Genomic DNA, 24,525 nt, shown 5'->3' on the forward strand with positions numbered 1-24,525 from the left:
ATCCTTCAAGGCACCTCGCCACGGCTCCGGGCGTTGGTGTACGCCGTCGCCGCGCCGAGCCGCTCGGACACGGTGGCGTGGCGTACGTCACCCGGCTCGGCGTCCCACTCCCGTCCCCCGCCGTACGGCCGGAGCTGCACGTACGGCCCCTCGTACCCCATGACGATCCCGACCCGGCCACTGCGGGTGTCCACGGCGCAGACCCCGACGGCCGGCGTCGTCGTCATCGCAGGGCCGCGGCGAGGCGCCGCGCGGTCTCCGCGGAACACCGTCCCCGGGCCATTCCTGCCGCCGTGAGCGCCGCGCGCCATTCTTTCACCGTGTCCTCCGCTCCTTCGGCGCAGAGCGCGCCGAGTGCCGTGCCTCCACCGTGTTCCCTTTCCATTACGGTTTCACTCTTCGTGTCCCTGTAATCACGCTACGTGCCTTCGCTCGGCAGGAGTAGGCGCACTACAAGGGCGGGTCAGGGCCTGGGGGTTGGTCATGGCCAAGAGTTCACGGCAAGGCGGAGCGGGAGTTCTTCGGAACAGAACCGAATACGACGTCGGGAGGTTGCCGGAATCCCCAAGTCGAGCCGGAGGTACGGGTTTTCGTTTCCGGCGACCGCATCGGTCAGTTCGAACAGGCAATTCGTCGAACGCAGTTGGATGTGGCCCGGCGGATCGACGCGGCACTGCAAACCGACGGTATTTCGGGCGCCCGTGCCGGAAGCCGATGGATGACCCCCGGTGTGCGGCGTCCCAGGGAGACGTACGCGGACTGCTCGGCCCTCGGGTAAACCCCCCTGTCGACAGGGACGTTGGCCGGATGGGGCGAGGCCCGTCGGTCCGCGAGGCTCGTCCCATGACGCAGCGCAAGCACATCAGAAGCATTCGCAACGCCGCCGTCGTCGGTGTGTCCACCGCCCTCCTGGGCGTCGGCGCACCGGTGACCGCGTCCGCGACGAGCGTGGGCGGGCCGGCGCCCCTGGCCTGGTCCACCTGTGAAGGCACCGGTCTCGACCCCCGGCAGCAGTGTGCCACCCTCGACGTACCGATGGACTACGCCGATCCCGGCGGTCCCCGCATCGAGATGGCCGTCTCCCGCATCCCCGCCGAGAAGCCGGACGCCCGGCGCGGGGCCCTGCTGCTGATCCCCGGCGGACCGGGCGGGTCGAGCCTCAACGACCCCTCGAAGAAGGGGCAGAAGCTCCCCCAGGACGTACGCGACCGTCACGACCTCATCGGGTTCGCGCCGCGCGGGCTCGCCCCGTCCACCCCCGTCGACTGCGGTCTGGAGTACGGCGACCTGGCCCTGTCGAAGCTGCGCCCCTGGCCCGCCCCGGACGGGTCGGTGGACGCCAACATGGCCACCGCCCGGCGGATGGCCGACGCCTGCGCGCGCAACGGCGGTGAGCTGATCAAGCACCTGAGCACGGCCGACGAGGCCCGCGACATCGACCGCCTCCGGGCCGCGCTGGGCGAGCGGAAGATCTCCGCCTGGGGGGTGTCGTACGGGACGTACGTCGGCGCCGTGTACGCGCAGCTGTTCCCGCACCGCACCGACCGGATCGTGCTGGACAGCAACGACGACCCGGATCCCGCCCGGGTGTCGCGCGGCTGGCTCGCGGGGCACGAACAAGGGGTCGAGGACACCTTCCCCGAGTTCGCCGCCTGGGCCGCCCGGCCCGGCAACCCCGACCGCGTCGCCCGCCGGGCCGCCGAGGTGCGGCCGCTGTTCCTGCGGCTGGCCGCCCGGCTGGACCGGGAGCCGATCCCGTGGCCGGGTGCCAACCCGGCGGAGCTGAACGGCAACGTGCTGCGGCAGACCATGCTGGACAGCCTGTACTCGCCCGACACGTTCCCCACGCTGGCCAGGCTGATGCGGGCCGCCGAGCGGGGCACCGTGCCGCCCGCGCCCCCGTCGCCGCCCGAGGACGCGCTGCAGAACGTCGCCGCCGTCGGGGCCGGTGTGCTGTGCGGCGACGTCGCCTGGCCCGGCTCGGCGGCCTCGTACGAGAAGGACGTCGCCGTCAGCCGGGCCGCCTACCCGCTCACGGCGGGCATGCCGCGCAACGCGATGCTGTGCGCCGCGTGGCCGTACCCGCCCCGCGAGGCTCCCGTGCGGATCACCGGCCGCGGGCCCTCCAACGTGCTGCTGGTCCAGAACGAGCGGGACGTCGCCACTCCGCTCACCGGTGCGCGCAAGCTGCGGGAGGCGTTCGGCCGGCGCGCCGTCATGGTGACCGTGAACTCCACCGGGCACGACGCCTACCTGGCCAACGGCAACGCCTGCGGGGACGCCACCGTCTCCCGCTTCCTGGCGACCGGACAGCGGCCGGGCTCCGACGTGTACTGCCGCTAGCGGGCCCGCGCGTAGCAGCGGGCCAGGGCGTGGAAGGCGGCCTTGGGCTCCCAGTGCCAGGGGGACGCGGGGTCGTCGGGGCGGTCCCTGACCGGCTTGGTGAGGGCGTAGCTCGCCAGGTCCAGGTCGTGGAGCGGATCGTCGGGGCGGTGGGGCGCGTCCGGGGTGACGAACTCGAAGGCCATCGCCGCGTACAGGCCCATCGACTCGAAGACCGAGAGCAACTGCGTCAGGTAGGCGGCCTGGGTGCGCTCGCTGCGCACCAGGCCGCCCCTGATCTCCGGCGGATCCTTGTCGTAGTCGACGACGGACCAGCCCATGCCGCCCGCCTGCGGCGCCCCCTCGTACGTGCACGTGCCGAACTCGGTGATGGCCAGGGGCTTTCCCCAGCGCTGGTAGCCGCGCAGTTCGCGGGCGTAGTCGGCGGGGTCCCGGTGGTACGAGTAGTAGTCGATGCCGACCACGTCGAAGAGGGACCAGTCGACCTCGTCGTCCTGGGCGGCGGCGTAGCTCAGCCGGCCGTCGAAGACGGAGCGGCCGACCGCCGCCGCCTTCGCGGTGAAGGCGTTCAGGCGGCGCTGCATCCGTGCGAAGTCCACGGTGCCGTTCTGGAGGTTGGCGACCCGTTCCAGGGCCGTCTCCCCGGGGACGATGCCGGGGGCGAAGAGCCAGAACTCGCAGCCGACGCTGAGTTCCACACTCGCCCCCTGCCTCCGCAGCCGCTGGGCGAACCGGCCGCACTCGGCGAGGTGTTCCAGGATGTCGCGCTGCGGTGCGTCGCCGAGGGTCGGCTGCAGCCAGACGTGCAGCCCCTGTTCGACGGCCTCGGCGGCGGTGGCGGTGAGGCGTTCGACGCCGTCCCCGGTGACGTCCACGGTGTTGGCGTGCAGGTCACGGCGGATGGCACGGAGGTCGGCGCGCATGCGGGCCGTATTCCACGCCGTGGCGGGGGTCTCCCCGGCTCCGACGGTGTAGACGACGCCCCGGCGGGCCAGCCCCCGTCGCCCGGCCCGCGCTTCCCCCGCCCGGGCGCCGGCTGCCGGGAGCACCCCGCCCGCGAGACCCAGCGCCGCCGCCCCCGCCAGGAACCGCGCCCGGCCGATGCCCTTGCCGCCCGTGTCCGGGCTGGTCCTTGCGGTCTTCTCCATGCGGCCACTGTGCCGGTGCCGGGCGTCTGCGGCATCCCTCCTTCGGTCTACGGCACCTTGACCTGAGTAGGTCGCGCCACGCCGAAGGTCGCTCCGGCCCGGCGAGGGGCACGACGGGCGTCAGGCGCGGTCGACCATCCAGTTGCCGTCCTCCTCGTCGTCGACGCGGACCTCCAGTTCGCGCAGGCCCATGCCGGCGTCCCAGAGTTCCCTGAAGCGTTTGAGGCGGTCCCGCACGTACTCCTGGCGGGCGGTGAGCCGGGTGCGGACGTTGATGTCGCGCAGGTCCTGCTCGATCTCGAACGACACCTCCTCGTCGTAGAGGATGAAGTCGTTGGTGGTGCCGCGCTGGAGGTGCGGGGGGAGCTCGGGCAGGACCGCCGCGCGGACGTCGATGCGGCGCAGTTCCTGTTCCTCGCACAGCCGCAGCAGCCGGTCGTCGAGTTCGCGGGCGCTCTCCAGCAGGAACAGACGGCGTACCTCGACGCCCTGTTCGTCGATGGCGGCCTGCTGGGCGTCCAGGTAGCGGCCGGCGGGCTCGCTGTTCCAGAACTGCCGGTCCACGGAGGTGCTGGTGGCGTAGATGGAGCGCTCGGCGGCGCGGGTGAGGGTGAGCATCCAGTCGTGGTTCTCGCCGGGGCACTCGGCGCTCAGGTTGGTGAGGTCCGCCATGTGCCCGACCACCCGGGACATCTCCAGGTGCACGAAGGTGTGGAGGATGGAGTCGCTGGGCAGCAGGACGTCGGCGAAGCCCTTGGCCAGGTCGGGCACGCTGTCGATGCGGACCGGGTCGAGGGCGCGGGCGGCCTCGGCGGGCCGGTGGTCGGCCTGGGCGACGTGGGTCTCGACGAGCTGCTTGACGTCCTCGGTGTGCCGGGTCAGGCCCGACTTCAGCTCGTCGTCGTACCGGTTCAGTCCCTCGCGGACGGCGGTGGTGTTCTCGGCGAGGGCGTCCTCCACCCGGCGGGTGTGTTCCTCCAGGCGGTCCGGCCGCGGGCGGGGGGCCAGTCCGAGGACGTACTGGACGGCCAGGACGGCGACGGCGCTGAGCAGCGCGGCCAGGAACTGCCGCACGGTGGCGCCGTCCGGGTCCAGCAGGGCGGCGACGCTCCAGAAGAGGCCGCCGACGACCAGGGCGACCAGCAGCCTGCGGGGCCAGGGGGACTCCCCCCTCGGGTCGATCGGACCGGCCGTGCGGGGTGTGTCGTCGGGTCGGGGTGACTGTGCCGTGCTCATCTCGCTCTCCCCCCGTTGGGATGTGCGTCGGATGGTGCGGGGCGGCTGTGCGGGGACGTGCGTGCCGTGCGGCGGAGGCCCGGTCAGGGCGCCGGTTCCACCTCCCGGTGGGCCGCGGGAATGGCGTGCAGGGTGAGCTGGTCGCGGATGCGCTGCACCAGGGCCTGCCACTGCCGGGTGAAGCCGGGCCGCTCCTCCAGCGGGTCCCACAGCGCGGCCAGTCGGCGGCCGACGCGGGCGCCGGGCATCCACAGGTGGAGCAGGTGGTCGACGGCCGGGCGCAGGGTCCGTACGACGGCGTCGGCGTCCTGGGCGGCTCCGGCACCCAGGCGCAGGCCGTCGAGCATGCGGACGACGGTGGTGAGCAGCCAGTCGTGCAGTGCGAGGTCGTCGCAGAGCGCGGCGATGCCGGCGTCGGAGGTGCCCTCGGGGACGCGCAGGCGCACGGTGCGCAGTTCGTCCTCGGCGAGGGTGAACCGCTCCAGCGAGGGGCCCTCGCCGGGGGCCGCGGGCAGGGCCGCCCAGCGCAGCCGGGTGGGGCGGGAGCGGAAGGGCGGGCGCTGGTCGAGCAGGGGGTGCCGCAGGACGCGGGTGAGCAGGCCGTCGGCGATGAGGCCGACGTCGAGGTCGCCGTGGCGGGGGCCGCCGAGGACGCCCTGCGCGACCGCCTCGTGGGGGAGCTTGCCGAGCGGCTCGACGACTCCGGGCCGTACCAGGTACTCGCCCCAGGGACGCCGCTGGTCGGGACCGGTGCCGGGCAGACGGCAGTGGGCGGAGGTCTGCAGGACGCGGCCCTCGGTGAGCGCGGCGTGGGCGGTGACGGTGCCGACGGCGCGCACGCGGGCACCGTTGGCGCTGGGCAGGGGGCAGTCGACGCCGGTGAGGGTGTCGGGGGAACGCGCGTAGAGGCCGGGGCGCTCGGAGAGCAGGACGCGTTCACCGGGGCGCAGGCCGAGGAGCTGGGCGGCCGAGCGGATGTCGAGGGCCTGCCGGGCGGGCAGCAGGCAGGTGCGGATCTCGCCGCAGGCGAGGACGGCGGGCGGGGTGCTCTGCCGCGGCGCCATGTCAGTGCCCCGCGTAGTACACGTAGGAGATGCGGTCGGCGACCGAGGGCGGGACGGTCATGCCCTCGCGTCCGGAGCGGTCGGTGACCTGTTCGAGCGCTGCCGGGTCGGCCTCGATCTGGTCGAGGATCACGCGGACGGCGTGCTCGACGGGGAGGAAGCGGGTCGGCAGGACGGAGCAGGTGCGGTAGGCGGAGAACGGGGCCGCGCGGTCGTTGAGCCGGAGCAGGGAGGGCAACTCGTCCCACTTGTCGGGGAAGCCGGCGGCGGTGTGCGGCTGCGGGGCGAGAAGGGCCTCGCCCTCGTTGCGCAGGAGCCCGAGGCGGGCGAGCTGCCACACGGCGGCGAGGAAGGGGCAGGACCAGGTGCGCACCCCGTCGGCGTCGTCGCTCCACAGTTCGACGTCGAGGAAGATGGAGTGGCGGCGGGCCGCGGTCTCGTGCGGGGGCTGCCAGGGCACCGCCCGTTTCATGGCCTGCGGGGCGCGGGCGACGGGGCTGCGTTCGCCGTTGGCGAGCCAGCCGGTCTGCGCGGCGGGCGGGCGCAGGCCGTAGCTGCCGGGCGGCGGGGACTCCACGATGCGGGCGGCGACCGCCTCGGCGACGGGCACCTTGCCGGTGACGGCGCAGCCGGACTCGCGGGCGAGGTAGTCGACGCCCAGCCCGGCCCGCTCGGCCTCGGCCAGGAGCATGGGGACGACCTCGGCGGGGGTGGAGAAGCGGGTGAAGTAGTCGTCGATGAGGAAGCACGTGCTGATCCGGGGCCGCTTGCCGCCGGCCCGGGCGGTGGCGGCGGCGCGGGCCGCCTCCGCCCAGGGGCGCACTTCGGCGAAGTGGGCGCGCAGCCGCTCGGGCCCGGCCTCGAAGTCCTCCATGTACAGGTGGCCCAGCTCCAGGGAGAGGTGGGCCAGCGGCACCGACTGGGTGCGCGGCTCGGCGGCGGTCTCGCTGAACACGGACTCCGTCACAACCGCCCCCAGTGGGTGTCGTCCGTCAGACGCCTGGCGATCTCCTCCAGCGCGTCGAGGGTCTCCTTGTTGGCTATCTGGGTGGAGAGGACGTCTTCCTCGGTGATCAGTTGCTCGTGCCACTGGAGGATGGGCTCCAGCGGCACGATGCCGAGGACGACGCTGTCGCCGATGCGGTGCTCGGCGGCGAGCCGGCGCAGCGCCTCGTCGCGGGCCTGCATCCAGGTGGCCTGGGCCGTGGAGCCCTGGGACCACACGGCCGACTCGGGGTCGGGGACGGCGGCCCGGACGAAGCGGACGGCGGCGCGCAGGGTGTCCTCGTCGTGGCCGCTGAGGACGCCGCCGCCGATGATGCCGTGGTCGCCGTGGACGAGTCCGGAGGCGGCGATCACGTGCTGGCGGGTCCAGCGGTGGAAGACCAGCCAGCGGAAGGGGACGTTGCTCATCCGTGGGTGGGCGGTGGCGGCGAGGACCATGTCCACGGCGTAGCTGCGGCCGGCGCTGAGGTCGACGAAGGTGACGTCGAACTCGGTGTTGAGCTTGAGGAGCAGGTCGACGCAGCGTTCCAGGGCCTCCTCGCCGGTGGCGAACTCGCCGCCGCCCGCGTCGCCGGGGAGCAGCACCAGGCGGCCGGACTGGTTGGGGCGGGCGCGCAGCAGGGGGTGCTCGGTCTGCCGCCAGACGTCGATGCGGACCGGTTCCGCGGTCTCGCCCTCCAGGTAGGAGTGGAGGCCGCGTTCCTCGGTGCCGCGCATGGCGCCGGGCACGTCGAAGACGGCGGCCGCGGTGGGCGACCCGAAGTCGAAGTCGACGTAGGCCACGTGGTCGCCGGTGAGGGCGCGCTGGTAGGCCAGGTTGGCGCTGGTCACCGAGCGCCCGGTGCCTCCCTTGTCGGAGGCGGCGAAGACCAGCACCTCATACCTCCTGGGCGGCGGCGCCCCTGGCCTGGGCCAGGGTGTCGAGTTCCTGGAGCACGGGCAGGGCCAGGGCGAAGGCGGTCGCGGGCCGTTCGTCGACCAGGCTGCGGGCGTGGTCGAGGCGGCTTTCGATGCTGCGCATGGCCCGGGCCCTGCTTCCGTCGGCCGCGGCGGAGGCCTCCAGTTGCTCCCTGCCGAACAGGTGGGTGGCCTCGCTGAGCAGTTCCCGTGCGAATTCCGCGAGTTCGGGGCTGCGGATGGGCTCTTGCTCGTAGAGGATGCGGGCGGCGACGAGGCATTCGGTGACGCGCTCGGTGATGCTCCAGGACAGGCGCAGTCCGGCGTCCCGGGCGTCGGGGTAGACGGCCTGGATGTTGTCCCAGAGGCCGGCGCCCTCCTCCTCGTCGATGCGCCGTTTCCACAGGTGCTCGAAGGACTGCTCGGCGAGGCGCAGCAGGCGGTCCTGGGCGCCGATGTTCCGGGAGAGTTCGGCGAGCTGGATGATCCGCTTGAGGAGCTGGGCGGAGAAGTCGGTCATCCGCCACAGGAGTTGACCGCCGGCCCGCTCGGACCCGGCCAGCGGCATGGTGACGCCGGGGGTGTGCAGCCGGAGGGTCGGGTCGTTCCTGGTCATGCGGCTGGTGACGCGGCCCCGGTCGGCCAGGCGTTCCATGATGGCGACGGTGCGGGTGAGGTCGTCGTCGGTGGCCTTCCGGCGGACCAGGTCGTGGACGAGGATGGCCGCGACGGTCAGGGAGAAGTACTCGGACTCCAGGCGCAGGCCGGTGGTCTGCCAGGGCAGGTCCTCCAGGGGCCAGCGCTCGCCGCCGAAGCGGGCGATCGCGGACCAGTACTGCTGGCTCAGCTCCCAGCGCAGGCGCAGCATCTCGGCGAGCTTCTGCTGGTCCTCGTCGAGGAGGCCGAGGGTGAGGGTGCGGTCGGAGAAGAGGTCCTGGATGCCGTCGAGGGCGACGACGGTGAAGTACACGTAGGGCAGCCGGTCGGCGATGCCGTCGGGCTGGCCGGAGACGTCGGCGTTCAGGTCGGTGATCCGGGGGGCGTCCTTGACGATGCCCCAGGCCCAGCCGCACTCGAAGAGCTGGCTCTCGTCGCGGATGCCCTCGTCGACCTGGATGCCCCGGGAGAGGCTTTCGATGATGGTGGCGCGCAGCGGGCGTAACCGGCGGGAGAACTGCTGGAGGACGATCCGGTCGGACTGTCCTCCCTGGCCGATGACCTGGATCAGCCGCTTGCCCTGTTCCGACTCCGCGTCGAAGACGTTCACGGCGAAGGAGCGCAGCAGGCTGACCATGGCGGCGGTCAGCCGGGAGTTGGTGGCCTCCCGCAGCTCGGCGATGGCCTTGAGGACCTCGGGCCGGGTCGTGGCGCCCTCGTAGACCTTGAGGAAGCCGAGGGTGGCGAGGCAGAGCGTGACGGACATGGAGTAGGAGTCGACGACTCCCAGCTGCCGCTGTTCGTGGGTGACCGTGCCGTCGGGCTCGGAGGGGCGGAAGTAGTGGCCGCCGGAGAAGGTGGGGCTGTCGTCCGTGCCGGTGTGGGTGCGCATGAACTGGGTCAGCGCGGCGATGAGGTTGGGCGGGATCTCCAGCCGGCTGCCGACCCGGTCGAGGGCGCGCAGGACGTCGCGTTCGGTGGTGTCCGGCTGGTCGAGGCGGAAGGCGGGGACCTCGGTGGCCGGATACAGCAGGCACAGCAGGCGTTCGGCATCCGCGACGCTGCTCAGCCCGTCGGTGTCCCCCCGGACCAGCTTGCCGTCGTCGAACGAATGACGGGCCATGGCCTGCCAGATGTCCAGCAGGTGCTGGCGTGGCTTGATCTGCATCCCCGCACCCCTCGTACAGACCTCGTTACCCTATGTTCTTCATGTCCCCGTGGCGCACGGCCCCGTTCACCATGTCCCCGTTCCTACGGGGCGGCAATCGCCGAATTGCGCCGTCCCAGGGCGAGGAGCATGCCCTCGTGCCCGGGCCGTACGGAGTGGTGGAGATCGTGGATCTCCAGCTCCCCGGTGAACGGCGCCAGGCTCTCCCGGACCGTCTCCTCGTTGACCCGGTAGGCCGGGTAGTCGTGGGCGCCGACGCGGTAGCCGACGGACTCCTTCATGAAGGCGGCGGCGAACGGCGCCGTGTCGTCGAGCGCGTTCATGAAGCAGCGCACGCCCCGGTGGAACTCCTCGGGCGCCTCGGACATGGAGTCGGCGACGAAGAACATGGTGCCGAGGGACCAGCGCCGGTCCCCGCCCTCCAGGTCGAACAGGTTGCCGCGCTCCACCCGGACGATGTCCGCCACCAGCGGTCTGGGCTGGACGGCGGCGTAGGCGGGAGCCTCGCGCAGCACGTCCCAGAAGGGGTCCCAGGCGATGTCGTACCCGGCCGGGGCGATCTGCTTCTCCAGGTACTCGACGTTCGGGTGCGCGTACTCCAGCAGGAGCACCTTCTCGCACCAGGGCAGCATGGACAGGGCGGGATACAGGTTCGCGCCGGCGCCGACGTCGATGCCGCGCGCGGAGCGCGGGGGGACGCCGTCGAAGCAGCGGGTGAAGTAGTCGCGCATCAACCGGACGATCAGCAGGTCGACTTCGAGCGGTGTCCGGTAGTTGTTGTCCACGTACGCCTCTGGATCGAACTTCGACCACGGTGCGTCGGCGTTGCGATCCATAGTCACCCTGCCACGTTCCATTCGATTTTGGACAAACCCCCAGCACTGTTCACGGTAGGTGACTCGGCCACTACGGACCAGTGTGGGAATACGCCATCCTCATCCGCCCGGCGCACGTCGGGCGCATGGTCGCACACCCGAACTCGCCCTTGCATGAGGGAAGTTGGACGCTCACTCTAGCCAGAAGCAGACACTGGCCGCCACATGAGTCCTTCACTCGATCGTGAGCGGTGCGGGTGCCCACGAGTTGACGCAGTCTGAGCAGGGGGTTACATGACCGCCGAACCGCTGGAACGTTCCCTCGACCACCACGACCAGCTCACGCGAACCGGTGTCACACCGGACGGCCTGCCACTGGACCTGCGCACGGCACGGGAGTCCGACCTTCCGGAACTGCGGCGGCTGGACGAGGAGGTCTTCCAGGAGTTCGCCTATCCCGGGTTCCTGCTGCGCCAGCTCTTCGACATGTACGAGGAACACTTCCTGGTCCTCGACGACGGCACGGGCCGGCTGCGCGGTTACGTGCTGGCCGCCACCCGCACGCTCGGCACGGACAGTTGGATACTCGGGCTGTGCGTGACCATGGACCGGCGCCGTCACGGGCTGGGCCGGGAGCTGATGCGGGAGGTGCTGGCCCGGTTGCGCCGGGACGGCATCCGGGTGGTCCGCCTCACCGTGGAGCCCGCCAACCTCGCGGCGATCTTCCTCTACCGCTCCCTGGGCTTCCGTCCCGAGGAGCCCGACGGCGGCCTGCGTCCGGACTACTTCGGACCGGGTGTGCACCGTCAGGTCATGCGGCTGGACCTTCCCGGGAGTGCCTGAGCCCGGCACGTCGCCGACTCCCTCTAGGAGGGCGTGCCCGCCGACTCCAGGAGGCGGGTGACGTCGTCGGAGCAGAGGGTCAGGGCCGCGCCGACGGTGGCCAGCGCGTCGCGTTCGGCGGGGGTGTAGGGGCCGTCGGCCAGGGCGATGCGGGCCCCCTGGAGAAGGATCGACTCGCGGCCGACGGCGGCGAGGTGCGGGGCCAGCGGGTCGAGCGCCTCGTGCAGCTCTATCGCCAGGCCCGGCACGCAGGGCTCGCCGCGGACCCGGCCGGTGTCCGCCTCCAGCGCCTCGACGAGCGCGTTGAGCCGGTCCTCGGTGCACTCCTCGAAGCCGGCCGCGCGCACCGTGACGGCGGCGGTCTCCAGCGAGGTGCGGGAGCAGGTGCCGCCCGCGGTCAGGACCGCGAGGGCGACGGTGTGGACGGCGTCGCGGAGCATCGCGGAGAAGCGGGTGGTGGTCGGGTGGTCGAGGACGTCGGTGCCGTAACGGCGCCGGCAGGCCGCGCACTCGACGGCCGGCGCGGACTCGCCGCGGGGCAGCAGGGGCACGCCGAGCACGGTGAAGCGGCGGTGGCCGGTGAGCCGGGTGTAGTTGCGGTCGCCGCCGCAGCCGGGGCAGAAGAACTCCCCGTCGCCGACGGGTGTCCAGGCGGTGCGGGTGCCCAGGATGCGTGGCAGCCCGACAGCTCGGCCGTTTCGTCCCCGTCCAGGCAGCACGTCGCACCTCCGTAACGGCGCGACAGCATCGTCGCGCTGGCGTGATGTTAGCCACATCACCGACGTGGAGTCAGTACCCGGGACGAGACCTTTTCGTGACCATCACAGATATATGGCCGGTATATGACGGGGTCCCGCCCACCGGATTCCGGCGGGCGGGACCTCGAACCGCTGATTCGGCTGGTCAGCGCGCTGCGCGGTTGACGGCGGAGACGATCGCCTTCAGTGAGGCGCGCGTGGTGTTCGCGTCGATTCCGATGCCCCACAGCACCTTGTCGCCGATGGCGCACTCGATGTAGGAGGCGGCCTGCGCGGAGGCGCCCTCGCTCATCGTGTGCTCCTGGTAGTCCAGCAGCCGTACGTCGATGCCGATGCCCTGCAGCGCGTGGAAGAACGCCGAGATCGGGCCGTTGCCGGTGCCGACCAGGGTGGTCTCCGCGCCGTCGACCGTGGCGTCCACGGTGAGGGTGTCGACGCCGTCGCGGTCGGTCGTGGTCTGCCCCTTGGCCACCTGGATGCGGCCCCAGGGGTTGTCCGGGTTGGGCAGGTACTCGTCCTGGAAGACGTCCCAGATGGCGCTCGGGGTGATCTCGCCGCCCTCGGCGTCGGTCTTGGCCTGGATGATCTTCGAGAACTCGATCTGCATCCGGCGCGGCAGGTCCAGGCTGTGGTCGTTCTTCAGGACGTAGGCGATCCCGCCCTTGCCGGACTGCGAGTTGACGCGGATGACGGCCTCGTAGGAGCGGCCGACGTCCTTGGGGTCGATGGGCAGGTAGGGCACCGCCCACTCGATGTCGTCGACGGTGACGCCCCTGGCGGCCGCGTCGGCCTCCATCGCGTCGAAGCCCTTCTTGATGGCGTCCTGGTGGGAGCCGGAGAAGGACGTGTAGACCAGGTCGCCCACGTAGGGGTGGCGCGGGTGGACCTCCATCTGGTTGCAGTACTCCCACGTGCGACGGATCTCGTCGATGTCGGAGAAGTCGATCTGCGGGTCGACGCCCTGGGAGAACAGGTTCATCCCCAGGGTGACCAGGTCGACGTTGCCGGTGCGCTCGCCCTGCCCGAACAGGCACCCCTCGACGCGGTCGGCGCCCGCCATGACGGCCAGCTCCGCCGCCGCCACCGCCGTGCCGCGGTCGTTGTGCGGGTGGACGGACAGGCAGACGTACTCGCGGCGGGACAGGTTGCGGCCCATCCACTCGAAGCGGTCGGCGTGCGTGGAGGGCGTGGAACGCTCCACGGTGGCGGGCAGGTTGAGGATGATCTCGCGGCCGGGACCGGGCTGGTAGGTGTCCATCACCGCCTCGCAGACCTCCAGGGCGAAGTCCAGCTCGGTGTCGGTGAAGATCTCCGGCGAGTACTGGTAGCCGAACTCCGTCTCGGGGCCCAGCAGTTTCTCGGCGTACTCCATCACCAGGCGGGTGCCGTCGACGGCGATCTGCTTGATGTCGTCCCTGGAGCCGCGGAAGACGACCCGGCGGAAGACCGGGGCGGTCGCGTTGTACAGGTGGACGGTGGCCCGCCTGGCGCCCTTCAGGGACTCCACCGTGCGCTCGATCAGGTCCTCGCGGGCCTGGGTCAGTACGGAGATGGTGACGTCGTCGGGGATCGCCTCCGGGTCCTCGATGATGGACCGCACGAAGTCGAAGTCGGTCTGGCCGGAGGCCGGGAAGCCGACCTCGATCTCCTTGTAGCCCATCTTGACCAGCAGGTCGAACATGGCGCGCTTGCGGACCGGCGACATGGGGTCGATCAGGGCCTGGTTGCCGTCGCGCAGGTCGGTGGAGAGCCAGCGGGGGGCGGCGGTGATCCGCCGGTTCGGCCAGGTGCGGTCGGCGATGTCGACCTGCTCGTAGCCGCGGTACTTGGCGGTCGGCATGGGGCTGGGCTGCTGGCGGTTGGCCATGATGGCGTGGGCTCCTCTGATGTCCGCGGTCTGTGCGGTGTCCGCGACGTCCGCGTGTCCGGAAGGACGGCCGACGGCACCACCAAGCTCCGCGGGGAGGGAGTCGGCCTCTACAGGCCCTCGCCGCGGCAGCTAAGGAGAAGCAGCCCGAATCGCATGATGCCCAGCACCTTAGCCGAGTCACGCGGGTCACGCGGGTCCGTATCAGTATGCGGGACCGAGGGCACAACCGGGACAAAAAGTGCCGTATACCACTCATGACCGGATCGCGGAGCCACGTTGGCGCCGCCGTGCCCCCATCGTGGTCGCGACTAGTGACAGGGCGGTCACACAGTGCGAAAGTGCCGGACATGACGACATACGGGGGCTTCCAGCCCGTCTTCTGCACCATCGTCCCGCCCCACGTCCTGGACCGGCTCGCCCGGCACGGGGACCCCGTGCTCGCCGGCCCCGCCCGGCGCACCCTCCAGCGCGACGCCCTGGAGCGCACCCGCCGCGGTCTGACCACGGTGATCGGCGCCCCCGCCGTGGCCCCGCTGGCCGGCGCCGAGCCCGGCAAGCCGCAGCGCACGGTCTACGACGCCCGGCACGGCACCGACCTGCCCGGCCGCAAGGTGCGCGGCGAGGGCGACGAACCCGGCCAGGACGCCACCGTGAACCGGGCGTACGCGGGCCTGGGCGCCACCTTCGAGCACTACCTCGAGGTGTACCGGCGCGACTCCATCGACGGCGCCGGACTGCCGCTGGACGCGACCGTGCACTACGACCGCGAGTACAACAACGCGTTCTGGAACGGTGAGCAGATGGTCTTCGGCGACGGGGACGGGGAGATCTTCCTCGACTTCACCGTCGCCCTGGACGTGATCGGCCACGAGCTGACCCACGGCGTCACCCAGCACACCGCCAACCTGACCTACTACGGCCAGCCCGGCGCCCTCAACGAGTCGGTGTCGGACGTCTTCGGCTCCCTCATCAAGCAGTACACGCAGGGCCAGACCGCCGCCGAGGCCGACTGGCTGATCGGCGCCGGGCTGCTCGCCCCGCGCGTGACCGGCGAGGCGCTGCGCTCCATGAAGGCGCCGGGCACGGCCTACGACGACGACGTGCTCGGCAAGGACCCGCAGCCCGCGACCATGGACGACTTCGTGCGCACCGGCCGCGACAACGGCGGCGTGCACATCAACTCCGGCATCCCCAACCACGCCTTCTACCTCCTCGCCACCGAGCTGGGCGGACACGCCTGGGAGCGGGCCGGGCAGATCTGGTACGACGTGCTGACCGGGGGCGAGCTGGCCCAGGACGCGCTGTTCGCGGACTTCGCGGAGCTGACGGTGAAGGCCGCCCGGGCGCGCTACGGCGACGGGGACGAACTGGAGGCGGTCACCAAGGCCTGGGAGCAGGTCGGGGTGCGGACGCCGTAGTTCCGTACTAGACACGGGTCCATGCGGATTCAGGTGAGGCGCACAGGAGGCTTCGCGGGCATCGAACGCCACGCGGAGGTCGAGACCGCGGGCCGCCCCGACGCGGACGAGTGGCACGCCCTGGCCGAGCGGGCGGTCGCCGACGGCCGCGGCACCCCGCCGGTGGGGGTGCCGGACGGGTTCAGCTACCAGCTCACCGTGGACGGGAGGACGGTCTACGCCGCCGACCCCCGGCTCACCGACGAGCAGCGCGCGCTGATCTCGCGGGTACTGAAGGAGGGGGCGTAACACCGCTCGCGCGCACGGGCGTTGACTTCCCTCACCGGGGGTGCGGATGATCCGACATGGCGACTGACGCGATGCCTCGGTTCCCGGACGGCTTCCTGTGGGGCGTGTCCACGTCCGCGCACCAGATCGAGGGCGCGGCCGGACTGCGGGGGCCGTCCGTGTGGGACGCCTTCACGGCCGAGCCCGGCCGGGTGAGGGACGGCTCGACGGCGGCGGTGGCCTGCGACCACTACCACCGCTACCGCGAGGACGTGGCCCTGCTCGCGGACCTCGGCGTGGACGCGTACCGCTTCTCGGTCTCCTGGCCCCGGGTGGACTCCCCCGGCGGCCTGGACTTCTACGACCGCCTGGTGGACGAGCTGTGCGCGGCGGGCGTGCGGCCGGTGCCGACGCTGTTCCACTGGGACCTGCCGGCGGGCCTGGACTGGCTGGAGCGGGACACGGCGGCCCGCTTCGCGCAGTACGTGTCGCGTGTCGCGGGACGCCTGGGCGACCGGGTCGGCAAGTGGATCACCCTCAACGAACCCGCCGAGCACACCCTGCTGGGCCACGCCCTGGGCACCCACGCCCCCGGCCGCAGGCTGCTGTTCGACGCGCTTCCGGTCGCCCACCACCAGCTCCTGGCCCACGGCCTGGCCGTACGGGCACTGCGCGCCGAGGGCGCCACGGACATCGGCATCGCCAACTCGCACGGCCCGACCTGGCCCGCCTCGGACGACCCGGCGGACCGGGAGGCGGCGGACTTCTACGACCTCCTGCTGAACCGGATGTTCGCCGACCCGCTCCTCACCGGGCGGTACCCGGAGGGCATCGGCGACCTCATGCCCGGTGACGTGGCGTCCGACCTGGAGGTCGTCGCCGAACCGCTGGACTGGTACGGAGTGAACTACTACGCCCCGACGCGGGTGGGCGCCCCGCAGGGGGCCGGGACCGAATTCGGCGGGGTGGCGCTCCCGGCCGGCCTGCCCTTCTCGGTGCGTCCGGTCGAGGGCCGTCCGTTGACGGACTTCGGCTGGCCGGTGGTCCCGGAGGGGCTGACCGAGCTGCTCACCGGCTTCCGCGAGCGCTACGGCGACCGCCTCCCGCCGGTCGTGATCACGGAGAACGGCTGCTCCTACGAGGGGCTCGACGACCGGGACCGCATCGCCTACCTCGACGGGCACGTGCGCGCCCTGCACCGGGCGGTCGAGGCGGGGGTGGACGTACGCGGTTACTTCGTGTGGTCGCTCCTGGACAACTTCGAGTGGGCCGAGGGGTACGCCCGCCGCTTCGGACTGGTCCACGTCGACTTCACGACGCTGGAGCGCACGCCCAAGGCGTCGTACGGCTGGTTCCGGGACCTGCTCTCGGGGCAGCGGCGGGCGCCGGTCGGATAAACGACTCGGTGCTGTGGACGGGGAGTCGTACGCTGGATACAGCAGAACCACCCGTCACGCGGCGCACGCCGCAGAGGAGGACGAGCAGGCCTAGAGCGCCGGCCCATGACTCAGACACCCTCAGCCCACACCCCCGCGCAGGGGCAGGCGAGAGCACAGATCACCGTCCCCGCCCGGCATCCCATGGTGACCGTGCTGGGCTCCGGAGACTCCCTCCTGCGTGTGATCGAGAAGGCCTTCCCGGCGGCCGACATCCATGTCCGGGGCAATGAGATCAGCGCCGTCGGTGACACCCATGAGGTCGCCCTGGTACAGCGCGTGTTCGACGAGATGATGCTGGTGCTGCGCACGGGGCAGCCGATGACGGAGGACGCAGTGGAACGCTCGATCGCCATGCTCAGGGCGAGCGGGAACGGGGAGAGCGACGGCCAGGAGACCCCGGCCGAGGTGCTCACGCAGAACATCCTGTCCTCGCGCGGCCGCACGATCCGCCCCAAGACGCTGAACCAGAAGCGGTACGTCGACGCGATCGACAAGCACACCATCGTCTTCGGCATCGGCCCCGCGGGCACCGGCAAGACCTACCTGGCGATGGCCAAGGCGGTGCAGGCCCTGCAGTCCAAGCAGGTCAACCGCATCATCCTGACCCGCCCCGCGGTCGAGGCCGGCGAGCGGCTGGGCTTCCTGCCCGGGACGCTGTACGAGAAGATCGACCCGTATCTGCGCCCGCTGTACGACGCGCTGCACGACATGCTGGACCCGGACTCGATCCCGCGGCTGATGGCGGCCGGGACGATCGAGGTGGCGCCGCTGGCGTACATGCGCGGCCGCACGCTGAACGACGCGTTCATCATCCTGGACGAGGCCCAGAACACCAGCCCCGAGCAGATGAAGATGTTCCTGACCCGTCTCGGCTTCGACTCGAAGATCGTGATCACGGGTGACGTGACGCAGGTCGACCTGCCCGGCGGCACGAAGTCGGGTCTGCGGCAGGTGCAGGACATCCTGGAGGGCGTCGAGGACGTCCACTTCTCCCGGCTCACGTCGCACGACGTCGTCCGGCACAAGCTGGTGGGCCGTATCGTCGACGCCTACGAGCAGTACGACAGCAGGAACGGCACCGAGAACGGCGGCCACAACGGCGGCCGGACACCGAGACACGGTGCCAAGGCCAAGGGGAAGTAGACCAGCACGACCATGTCGATCGACGTCAACAACGAGTCCGGAACCGAGGTCGACGAGCAGGCGATCCTCGACATCGCCCGCTACGCGCTCGCGCGGATGCGCATCCACCCGCTCTCCGAGCTCTCGGTGATCGTCGTGGACGCCGGCGCCATGGAGCAGCTGCACATCCAGTGGATGGACCTGCCCGGCCCCACCGACGTGATGTCCTTCCCGATGGACGAGCTGCGTCCGCCGTCCAAGGACGAGGAGGAGCCGCCGCAGGGGCTGCTCGGCGACATCGTGCTCTGTCCCGAGGTCGCCGAGAAGCAGGGCACGGAGGCGCCGACCCAGCACTCCATGGACGAGGAGCTCCAGCTCCTGACCGTCCACGGGGTGCTGCACCTGCTCGGGTACGACCACGAGGAGCCGGACGAGAAGGCCGAGATGTTCGGTCTGCAGGCCGCCATCGTGGACGGCTGGCGTGCGGAGAAGGGCCTGACCGGCCCGTCCCCGGCCCCGACGGTCTCATGAGTCTCCCGCTCGTCGCCGGAGCCGTCGCCCTGGTGGTGGTCGCCTGGCTGGCCGCGTGCGCGGAGGCAGGACTCGCGAGGGTCTCCAGCTTCCGCGCCGAGGAGGCGGTGCGGTCCGGGCGCCGGGGCGCCGAGAAGCTCGCCCAGGTCGCCGCCGACCCGACGCGCTACCTCAACGTGGCGCTGCTGGTCCGCGTCGCCTGCGAGATGGCGGCCGCCGCGCTGGTCACGTACGCCTGCCTCAGACAGTTCGACGGCACCGGCGAGGCGCTGATCATCGCCATCGCGGTGATGGTGCTGCTCTCCTACGTCGCCGTCGGGGTCTCCCCGCGCACCATCGGCCGCCAGCACCCGCTGAACACGGCGACCGTCGCGGCGTACGTGCTGCTGCCGCTGGCCCGGATCATGGGCCCGATCCCCTCGCTGCTGATCCTCATCGGCAACGCGCTCACTCCCGGCAAGGGCTTCCGCCGGGGTCCCTTCGCCTCGGAGGCGGAGCTGCGGGCGCTGGTGGACTACGCCGAGAAGGAGTCCCTGATCGAGGCCGAGGAGCGCCGCATGGTGCACTCGGTCTTCGAGCTGGGCGACACCCTCGTGCGGGAGGTCATGGTGCCGCGCACCGACCTCGTCGTCATCGAGCGCTACAAGACCATCCGGCAGGCCCTCACCCTCGCCCTGCGCTCCGGTTTCTCCCGGATACCGGTCACCGGGGAGAGCGAGGACGACATCGTCGGCATCGTGTACCTGAAGGACCTGGTCCGCAGGACGCACATCAGCCGGGACGCGGAGAGCGACCTGGTCTCCACCGCGATGCGCCCGGCGTCCTTCGTGCCGGACACCAAGAACGCGGGTGACCTGCTGCGCGAGATGCAGAAGGAGCGCAACCACGTCGCCGTCGTCATCGACGAGTACGGCGGCACGGCGGGCATCGTCACCATCGAGGACATCCTCGAGGAGATCGTCGGCGAGATCACCGACGAGTACGACCGGGAGCTGCCGCCCGTCGAGGAGCTGGGCGGGGGCCGTTTCCGGGTCACCGCGCGCCTGGACATCGGGGACCTGGGCGACCTGTACGGCCTGGACGAGTACGACGACGAGGACGTGGAGACGGTCGGCGGTCTGCTCGCCAAGGCCCTGGGCCGCGTCCCGATCGCCGGGGCCTCGGCGATCGTGGAGCTGCCCGACGGCCGTGAGCTGCGGCTGACGGCGGAGGCCGCCGCGGGCCGCCGGAACAAGATCGTGACGGTGCTGGTGGAGCCGGTCGCCGCGGCGAGGCCGGCCGAGGAGGCCGTACCGGAATGACCCCGGCACAGCTGCGCGACTTCTGCCTCTCCTTCAACGCGGCGGTGGAGGACTTCCCCTTCAACCCGGAGACCTCGGTCTTCAAGGTGCTGGGGAAGATGTTCGCGCTCACCTCGCTGGACGGACGCCCGCTCACGGTCAACCTCAAGTGCGACCCGGACGAGGCGGTCCGCCTGCGGCGCGAGCATCCGGAGCTGATCGTCCCGGGCTGGCACATGAACAAACGCCACTGGAACACGGTGACGGTGGCCGGGGGCCCGCACGGCGGTCTTGCGGACCGCGTCGTCCGGGAGCTGGTGGAGGACTCGTACGACCTGGTCGTCGCGGGTCTGCCGCGCGCCGAGCGGCTCCGCCTGGACCGTCCCTGAGCCCGCCCGGGCGCCGGCCCCGCGGGGCTCCGTATGCTCACCCCATGACCGAGACTCCCGACCTCGACCCCGAGGACCGCAAGATCGTCACCCTGGCCCGCTCGGCCCGCGCCCGCAACGGCGTGCCCGAGGGCGCGGCCGTCCGCGACGAGACCGGCCGCACGTACGTCGCGGGGACCGTCGCCCTGGATTCCCTCCACCTCAGCGCCCTGCGCACGGCGGTGGCGATGGCGGTGGCCTCCGGCGCGAAGTCCCTGGAGGCGGCGGCCGTGGTGACCGAGTCGGACACGGCGGCGGAGGAGGACCGGGCGGCGGTACGGGACCTGGGCGGGGCGCAGACGCCGGTGCTGGTGGCTTCGCCCGACGGTACGGTGCGCGAGACGGTCAGCGCGGGCTGACGGGTCGCGGCCCGGCGGGCGGGGGCGGCCGACCGTGGTACGGCGGGGCTCCGGGGATCAGGGACAATGGGCGCCATGAGCGTTCGTACCCAGTCATCCGAAGAACCGGCCGAGACAGTTCACCGGGCCGGCTTCGCCTGCTTCGTGGGCCGTCCCAACGCGGGCAAGTCCACCCTCACGAACGCTCTGGTCGGGCAGAAGGTGGCGATCACCTCCAACCGCCCGCAGACCACCCGGCACACCGTGCGCGGCATCGTGCACCGGGAGGACGCCCAGCTGATCCTGGTGGACACCCCGGGGCTGCACAAGCCGCGCACGCTGCTGGGCGAGCGGCTCAACGACGTGGTGCGCACGACGTGGGCCGAGGTGGACGTCATCGGCTTCTGCCTGCCGGCCAACGAGAAGCTGGGCCCGGGTGACCGCTTCATCGCGAAGGAGCTGGCGGGGATCAGGAAGACCCCGAAGATCGCGATCGTCACCAAGACCGACCTGGTGGACTCCAAGGCCCTGGCCGAGCAGCTGATCGCCATCGACCAGCTCGGCAAGGAGCTGGGGATCGCCTGGGCGGAGATCGTCCCGGTGTCGGCCACCGCCAACCAGCAGGTGGATCTGCTCGCCGACCTGCTCACGCCGCTGCTGCCCGAGGGCCCCGCGCTCTATCCCGAGGGCGACCTGACCGACGAGCCCGAGCAGGTCATGGTCGCCGAGCTGATCCGGGAGGCCGCGCTGGAGGGCGTGCGGGACGAGCTGCCGCACTCCATCGCGGTGGTCGTCGAGGAGATGCTGCCGCGCGAGGACCGCCCCGCGGACAAGCCGCTGCTGGACATCCACGCCAACGTCTTCATCGAGCGCCCCAGCCAGAAGGGCATCATCATCGGCCCCAAGGGCAAGCGCCTGAAGGACGTCGGCATCAAGTCCCGCAAGCAGATCGAGGCGCTGCTCGGCACCCCGGTCTTCCTGGACCTGCACGTGAAGGTCGCCAAGGACTGGCAGCGCGACCCCAAGCAACTCCGCCGCCTCGGGTTCTGAACCACCCCCGGGAACCCCGGGCCCGGGCCCCTGAACCACCCGGGGCGGACCCGGGCCCGTACCCCGGCCACGCGGCGGCAGCGGCACGCCCAGGACGGGCGGCGCGGCCCCGGGCAGCCGCGGCGGCCCGGGCTCCGAAGCCCCCGGAGGGCGTGGCGGTCAGCGCGTCGGGGGGCGGAAGCCGATGGTCGGGACGGCTCGGCGCAGGGGCCAGGAGCCGGGCAGGTCGTCGGGGACGAGGTCGGCCAGGAAGGCGTAGCGGCGCAGGGCCGCGGGGTCCTGGCGCTCGACGGACTGGACCTTGCGCCACCAGGTGGCGATCTCGCCCCACCCCGGCGCCGACAGCGAACCGCCGAACTCCTGCACGGACAGCGCCGCGGTGAGGCCGGCGAAGGCCAGGCGGTCGGCGAGCGGCCAGCCGGCCAGGGTGCCGGTGACGAACCCGGCCACGAAGACGTCCCCGGCGCCGGTCGGGTCCAGGGCCTCCACCTCGATGGCCGGGACCTCGGCGCTCTCCCCCGTCCGCCGGTCCACCGCGTAGGCGCCGTCCGCACCGAGGGTGACCACCGCGAGCGGCACGTGCTCGGTCAGGGCGTGCGCGGCGGCCCGCGGGCAGGTGGCGCCGGTGTAGCGCATCGCCTCCTCCGCGTTCGGCAGGAAGGCCTCGCAGTGCGCGAGGTCGGGCAGCCCGGCCAGGTCCCAGGCGCCGGTGTCGTCCCAGCCGACGTCGGCGAAGACGCGGGTGCCGCGGGCGGCGGCCTGGGCGATCCAGGGGGCGCGCACGCCGGGCGTGAGGGAGGCGACGGCGGCACGGGCACGGGGCGGGCAGTCGGGGGAGGGCTCCTCGGGCGGCGGCTCGTGGCCGTGGGAGACCATCGTGCGCTCGCCCTCGTACGCCATCGAGACCGTCACCGGAGAGTGCCAGCCGGGCACGGTGCGGGACGGGGACAGGTCGATGCCCTCGCCCTGGGCGAGGGCGTCCCAGCAGTAGTCGCCGTAGTGGTCGTCGCCGAACGCGGCGGCCAGCGAGGTGCGCAGGCCGAGGCGGGCCAGCGCGGTCGCCATGTTCGCCACGCCGCCGGGGCTCGACCCCATCCCCCGTGCCCAGGACTCGGTGCCGCGCACCGGGGCCGAGTCGAGTCCGGTGAAGACGACGTCGAGGAAGACGGTGCCGGTCAGGTACACGTCCCAGGGCGGATCCTGCGGGGTGCGCAGGGCGGCGAGGGGGTCGACCTCGGGCCGGCGGTGCGCCGCTCCGCCCTGGGTGTGGCGGTGCGTTCTCTCGTCGGCCGGCAGGACGGGCGTCTCGGGCACGTCGGAGACGGCGGACACGTCGGAGACGGTGGCCGCATCGGAGACGGTGGACACGGTGGAGGCTGTCACGGTGCGCTCCCTGGCATGGTGCGGATCAGGCCAGTGTGCACCACACCGTCGGCAACCGGACGCAGGCGACGGAACCGCCGGTCACCAACGCGGCACGGACGGGGTGACCCACCCGGGGTCGGCGACCCGCATCGCGGCGGCGTCGTCGCGGTCCCGCAGGGTGCCGTCGTCGTCGAGCCAGCGCCGGTGCAGGAACTCCAGCCGGTCGCGGTCGAGTTCCACGCCGAGGCCGGGGGCGTCGGAGACGGTGACCCGGCCGCCGTCGAAGGCGACGCGTTCGGTCAGCACGTCCTCGGACTGCCACGGGTAGTGGGAGTCGCAGGCGTGGTGGAGGTTCGGCACGGTCGCCGCCACGTGGGTCATGGCGGCGAGGCTGATGCCGAGGTGGGTGTTGGAGTGCATGGAGACGCCGACGCCGAAGGTGCGGCAGACGGCCGCGAGGTGTCGGGTGTTGCGCAGCCCGCCCCAGTAGTGGTGGTCGGAGAGCACGACCTGGACGGCGCCCTTGGCGAACGCCTCCGGTATCTCGGCGAACGTCGTCACGCACATGTTGGTCGCCAGCGGCACCCCGGTCCGCGCGGCGACCTCGGCCATGGCCGGGGTGCCGAGCGCGGGGTCCTCCAGGTACTCCAGGACGTCCCCGAGTTCCTCGGCGACCCTCAGTGAGGTCTCCACGGACCAGGCACCGTTGGGGTCCAGGCGCAGCGGGCGGCCGGGGAAGGCCGCGGCGAGGGCCCGGACGGCGGCGATCTCCTCGTCGGGCGGGAAGACGCCGCCCTTGAGCTTGAAGGAGGTGAAGCCGTACCGCTCGGTGAAGGCACGGGCCTGCTCGACCACGCCGGCCGGGTCGAGGGCGGCGCCCCAGTCGTCCTTCTCGCACGCCACGCCCTCGGGGTGGCCGGCCCACTTGTAGAAGAGGTAGGCGCTGTACTCCACGGCGTCCCGGACCTTGCCGCCGAGCAGCGCGTGCACGGGCAGGCCGAGCGCCTTGCCGAGGGCGTCGAGGCAGGCGACCTCGAGGCCGGACAGCACGGACAGGCGCAGCTTGTCGGCCGTTTGGGAACCGCGCAGCCCGCCGACGTCGACCTGCCCGGAGACCCGGGAGGAGTCGACGGCGACCTCGTCGGCGAGGGCGAACAGGGCGTTCACGTCCGTGACCTGACGGCCCACCAGCAGCTCGGCGAGGGGGCGGGCCAGTTCCAGGTACTTGGTGTCGCCGTAGGTCTCGCCGACCCCCCGGGCCCCGCCGGCCGTCTCGACCTCGACGATCAGGCGGGGAGTGTACGGCTGGTGCACCCCTTGCGTGTTCAGCAGCGGCGGGTCCGCGACCAGGACCGGCGTGAGGCGGACGGCCGTGACGGTGAGATCGGTGGGCACGGGACACCTTTCCTTCGTCCATGTATGGGAATGGAGGCTAGGTAAGTGAACCGATGACGTCAATGGGCCCACGGCGCACACAGGGCGC

The 24,525-nt window shown here is 72.0% G+C and carries 23 protein-coding genes; 11 read left to right on the forward strand and 12 right to left on the reverse strand.

What is annotated here, in order from left to right:
• Positions 1-5: 5 nt before the first annotated feature.
• The gene (locus tag Sdi02f_RS23355) at positions 6-227 is read right to left on the reverse strand and encodes a hypothetical protein (RefSeq protein ID WP_031081651.1); all 222 of its coding nucleotides are present in this window, start codon (positions 225-227) and stop codon (positions 6-8) included.
• Positions 228-843: 616 nt separating this feature from the next.
• Here Sdi02f_RS23355 and Sdi02f_RS23365 point away from each other — a divergent pair.
• Positions 844-2,343, forward strand: a complete 1,500-nt coding sequence (locus Sdi02f_RS23365; protein ID WP_108933965.1) for an alpha/beta hydrolase — start codon at positions 844-846, stop codon at positions 2,341-2,343.
• On the opposite strand, the gene Sdi02f_RS23370 is transcribed toward Sdi02f_RS23365, so the two are convergent.
• The 7 genes from Sdi02f_RS23370 to Sdi02f_RS23400 all read right to left on the reverse strand — a co-directional run bounded on the left by Sdi02f_RS23370 (position 2,340) and on the right by Sdi02f_RS23400 (position 10,375).
• Complete coding sequence (locus Sdi02f_RS23370; RefSeq protein ID WP_031184585.1) at positions 2,340-3,491, reverse strand: glycoside hydrolase family 113 protein; 1,152 nt, start codon at positions 3,489-3,491, stop codon at positions 2,340-2,342. The two genes, Sdi02f_RS23365 and Sdi02f_RS23370, sit on opposite strands and share 4 nt — an antisense overlap.
• 120 nt (positions 3,492-3,611) lie before the next feature.
• A complete protein-coding gene (locus Sdi02f_RS23375) occupies positions 3,612-4,727 on the reverse strand; it encodes a hypothetical protein (protein ID WP_030399844.1) in 1,116 nt (371 codons plus the stop codon).
• Between the two features lie 83 nt (positions 4,728-4,810).
• Positions 4,811-5,791: an SCO2521 family protein gene (locus Sdi02f_RS23380; RefSeq protein ID WP_030399845.1), complete on the reverse strand. Its 981-nt coding sequence runs from the start codon at positions 5,789-5,791 to the stop codon at positions 4,811-4,813.
• Position 5,792: 1 nt separating this feature from the next.
• Positions 5,793-6,758, reverse strand: coding sequence for an SCO2522 family protein (locus Sdi02f_RS23385; RefSeq protein ID WP_031184583.1), 966 nt, complete (start codon positions 6,756-6,758; stop codon positions 5,793-5,795).
• The gene (locus Sdi02f_RS23390) at positions 6,755-7,672 is read right to left on the reverse strand and encodes an SCO2523 family variant P-loop protein (protein ID WP_030399847.1); all 918 of its coding nucleotides are present in this window, start codon (positions 7,670-7,672) and stop codon (positions 6,755-6,757) included. The genes Sdi02f_RS23385 and Sdi02f_RS23390 overlap by 4 nt, the downstream gene beginning before the upstream one ends.
• 1 nt (position 7,673) lies before the next feature.
• The gene (locus tag Sdi02f_RS23395; protein WP_030399848.1) at positions 7,674-9,518 is read right to left on the reverse strand and encodes an SCO2524 family protein; all 1,845 of its coding nucleotides are present in this window, start codon (positions 9,516-9,518) and stop codon (positions 7,674-7,676) included.
• Between the two features lie 83 nt (positions 9,519-9,601).
• Positions 9,602-10,375 carry an SCO2525 family SAM-dependent methyltransferase gene (locus Sdi02f_RS23400; RefSeq protein ID WP_030399849.1) on the reverse strand — a complete coding sequence of 258 codons (774 nt, stop codon included), beginning with the start codon at positions 10,373-10,375 and terminating at the stop codon, positions 9,602-9,604.
• Positions 10,376-10,627: 252 nt separating this feature from the next.
• Here Sdi02f_RS23400 and Sdi02f_RS23405 point away from each other — a divergent pair, with 252 nt between their 5' ends.
• Entirely contained in the window at positions 10,628-11,176 is a 549-nt protein-coding gene (locus Sdi02f_RS23405; protein ID WP_031081662.1) for a GNAT family N-acetyltransferase, read from the forward strand.
• A gap of 23 nt (positions 11,177-11,199) precedes the next feature.
• Here Sdi02f_RS23405 and Sdi02f_RS23410 read toward each other — a convergent pair whose 3' ends face one another.
• The gene (locus tag Sdi02f_RS23410) at positions 11,200-11,895 is read right to left on the reverse strand and encodes a TerB family tellurite resistance protein (protein ID WP_031081664.1); all 696 of its coding nucleotides are present in this window, start codon (positions 11,893-11,895) and stop codon (positions 11,200-11,202) included.
• A 184-nt stretch (positions 11,896-12,079) separates the two neighbouring features.
• Positions 12,080-13,801 carry a 2-isopropylmalate synthase gene (gene leuA, locus Sdi02f_RS23415; protein ID WP_030399852.1) on the reverse strand — a complete coding sequence of 574 codons (1,722 nt, stop codon included), beginning with the start codon at positions 13,799-13,801 and terminating at the stop codon, positions 12,080-12,082.
• A 350-nt stretch (positions 13,802-14,151) separates the two neighbouring features.
• Here leuA and Sdi02f_RS23420 point away from each other — a divergent pair, with 350 nt between their 5' ends.
• The 9 genes from Sdi02f_RS23420 to era all read left to right on the forward strand — a co-directional run bounded on the left by Sdi02f_RS23420 (position 14,152) and on the right by era (position 21,677).
• Positions 14,152-15,222 carry a M4 family metallopeptidase gene (locus Sdi02f_RS23420; protein WP_031081666.1) on the forward strand — a complete coding sequence of 357 codons (1,071 nt, stop codon included), beginning with the start codon at positions 14,152-14,154 and terminating at the stop codon, positions 15,220-15,222.
• A 21-nt stretch (positions 15,223-15,243) separates the two neighbouring features.
• The gene (locus tag Sdi02f_RS23425; protein ID WP_030399854.1) at positions 15,244-15,510 is read left to right on the forward strand and encodes a protealysin inhibitor emfourin; all 267 of its coding nucleotides are present in this window, start codon (positions 15,244-15,246) and stop codon (positions 15,508-15,510) included.
• 56 nt (positions 15,511-15,566) lie between these two features.
• A complete protein-coding gene (locus Sdi02f_RS23430; protein ID WP_108933966.1) occupies positions 15,567-16,886 on the forward strand; it encodes a GH1 family beta-glucosidase in 1,320 nt (439 codons plus the stop codon).
• A 105-nt stretch (positions 16,887-16,991) separates the two neighbouring features.
• Complete coding sequence (locus Sdi02f_RS23435) at positions 16,992-18,071, forward strand: PhoH family protein (protein ID WP_063788228.1); 1,080 nt, start codon at positions 16,992-16,994, stop codon at positions 18,069-18,071.
• 12 nt (positions 18,072-18,083) lie between these two features.
• Positions 18,084-18,581: an rRNA maturation RNase YbeY gene (ybeY, locus tag Sdi02f_RS23440; protein WP_031081670.1), complete on the forward strand. Its 498-nt coding sequence runs from the start codon at positions 18,084-18,086 to the stop codon at positions 18,579-18,581.
• Entirely contained in the window at positions 18,578-19,882 is a 1,305-nt protein-coding gene (locus tag Sdi02f_RS23445) for a hemolysin family protein (RefSeq protein ID WP_108933967.1), read from the forward strand. Before ybeY ends, Sdi02f_RS23445 begins: the two co-directional genes overlap by 4 nt.
• Positions 19,879-20,250, forward strand: a complete 372-nt coding sequence (locus Sdi02f_RS23450; protein ID WP_030399859.1) for an MmcQ/YjbR family DNA-binding protein — start codon at positions 19,879-19,881, stop codon at positions 20,248-20,250. Before Sdi02f_RS23445 ends, Sdi02f_RS23450 begins: the two co-directional genes overlap by 4 nt.
• Positions 20,251-20,294: 44 nt before the next feature.
• Complete coding sequence (locus Sdi02f_RS23455) at positions 20,295-20,648, forward strand: cytidine deaminase-like protein (RefSeq protein ID WP_030399860.1); 354 nt, start codon at positions 20,295-20,297, stop codon at positions 20,646-20,648.
• Between the two features lie 75 nt (positions 20,649-20,723).
• Entirely contained in the window at positions 20,724-21,677 is a 954-nt protein-coding gene (era, locus tag Sdi02f_RS23460; protein WP_030399861.1) for a GTPase Era, read from the forward strand.
• A 159-nt stretch (positions 21,678-21,836) separates the two neighbouring features.
• Here the strand turns inward: era and Sdi02f_RS23465 are convergent, their stop codons facing one another.
• Together Sdi02f_RS23465 and Sdi02f_RS23470 are read right to left on the reverse strand one after the other, a co-directional pair.
• Positions 21,837-22,973 (reverse strand): carbohydrate kinase family protein, encoded by a 1,137-nt coding sequence (locus Sdi02f_RS23465; protein ID WP_164367488.1) that lies wholly within the window; start codon positions 22,971-22,973, stop codon positions 21,837-21,839.
• A 168-nt stretch (positions 22,974-23,141) separates the two neighbouring features.
• Positions 23,142-24,437, reverse strand: coding sequence for a glucarate dehydratase family protein (locus Sdi02f_RS23470; protein WP_108933968.1), 1,296 nt, complete (start codon positions 24,435-24,437; stop codon positions 23,142-23,144).
• Positions 24,438-24,525 lie beyond the last annotated feature (88 nt).

The sequence above is a fragment of the Streptomyces ardesiacus genome, assembly GCF_003112575.1.
Taxonomy (GTDB): Bacteria; Actinomycetota; Actinomycetes; order Streptomycetales; family Streptomycetaceae; genus Streptomyces; species Streptomyces ardesiacus.

What these genes read in the sequence shown, in the direction of transcription:
- Sdi02f_RS23355 (WP_031081651.1), bottom strand. Translation starts at nt 227, where the DNA reads ATGACGACGACGCCGGCCGTCGGGGTCTGCGCCGTGGACACCCGCAGT.
- Sdi02f_RS23365 (WP_108933965.1), top strand. Translation starts at nt 844, where the DNA reads ATGACGCAGCGCAAGCACATCAGAAGCATTCGCAACGCCGCCGTCGTC.
- Sdi02f_RS23370 (WP_031184585.1), bottom strand. Translation starts at nt 3,491, where the DNA reads ATGGAGAAGACCGCAAGGACCAGCCCGGACACGGGCGGCAAGGGCATC.
- Sdi02f_RS23375 (WP_030399844.1), bottom strand. Translation starts at nt 4,727, where the DNA reads ATGAGCACGGCACAGTCACCCCGACCCGACGACACACCCCGCACGGCC.
- Sdi02f_RS23380 (WP_030399845.1), bottom strand. Translation starts at nt 5,791, where the DNA reads ATGGCGCCGCGGCAGAGCACCCCGCCCGCCGTCCTCGCCTGCGGCGAG.
- Sdi02f_RS23395 (WP_030399848.1), bottom strand. Translation starts at nt 9,518, where the DNA reads ATGCAGATCAAGCCACGCCAGCACCTGCTGGACATCTGGCAGGCCATG.
- Sdi02f_RS23400 (WP_030399849.1), bottom strand. Translation starts at nt 10,375, where the DNA reads ATGGAACGTGGCAGGGTGACTATGGATCGCAACGCCGACGCACCGTGG.
- Sdi02f_RS23405 (WP_031081662.1), top strand. Translation starts at nt 10,628, where the DNA reads ATGACCGCCGAACCGCTGGAACGTTCCCTCGACCACCACGACCAGCTC.
- leuA (WP_030399852.1), bottom strand. Translation starts at nt 13,801, where the DNA reads ATGGCCAACCGCCAGCAGCCCAGCCCCATGCCGACCGCCAAGTACCGC.
- Sdi02f_RS23420 (WP_031081666.1), top strand. Translation starts at nt 14,152, where the DNA reads ATGACGACATACGGGGGCTTCCAGCCCGTCTTCTGCACCATCGTCCCG.
- Sdi02f_RS23425 (WP_030399854.1), top strand. Translation starts at nt 15,244, where the DNA reads ATGCGGATTCAGGTGAGGCGCACAGGAGGCTTCGCGGGCATCGAACGC.
- Sdi02f_RS23430 (WP_108933966.1), top strand. Translation starts at nt 15,567, where the DNA reads ATGGCGACTGACGCGATGCCTCGGTTCCCGGACGGCTTCCTGTGGGGC.
- Sdi02f_RS23435 (WP_063788228.1), top strand. Translation starts at nt 16,992, where the DNA reads ATGACTCAGACACCCTCAGCCCACACCCCCGCGCAGGGGCAGGCGAGA.
- ybeY (WP_031081670.1), top strand. Translation starts at nt 18,084, where the DNA reads ATGTCGATCGACGTCAACAACGAGTCCGGAACCGAGGTCGACGAGCAG.
- Sdi02f_RS23445 (WP_108933967.1), top strand. Translation starts at nt 18,578, where the DNA reads ATGAGTCTCCCGCTCGTCGCCGGAGCCGTCGCCCTGGTGGTGGTCGCC.
- Sdi02f_RS23450 (WP_030399859.1), top strand. Translation starts at nt 19,879, where the DNA reads ATGACCCCGGCACAGCTGCGCGACTTCTGCCTCTCCTTCAACGCGGCG.
- Sdi02f_RS23455 (WP_030399860.1), top strand. Translation starts at nt 20,295, where the DNA reads ATGACCGAGACTCCCGACCTCGACCCCGAGGACCGCAAGATCGTCACC.
- era (WP_030399861.1), top strand. Translation starts at nt 20,724, where the DNA reads ATGAGCGTTCGTACCCAGTCATCCGAAGAACCGGCCGAGACAGTTCAC.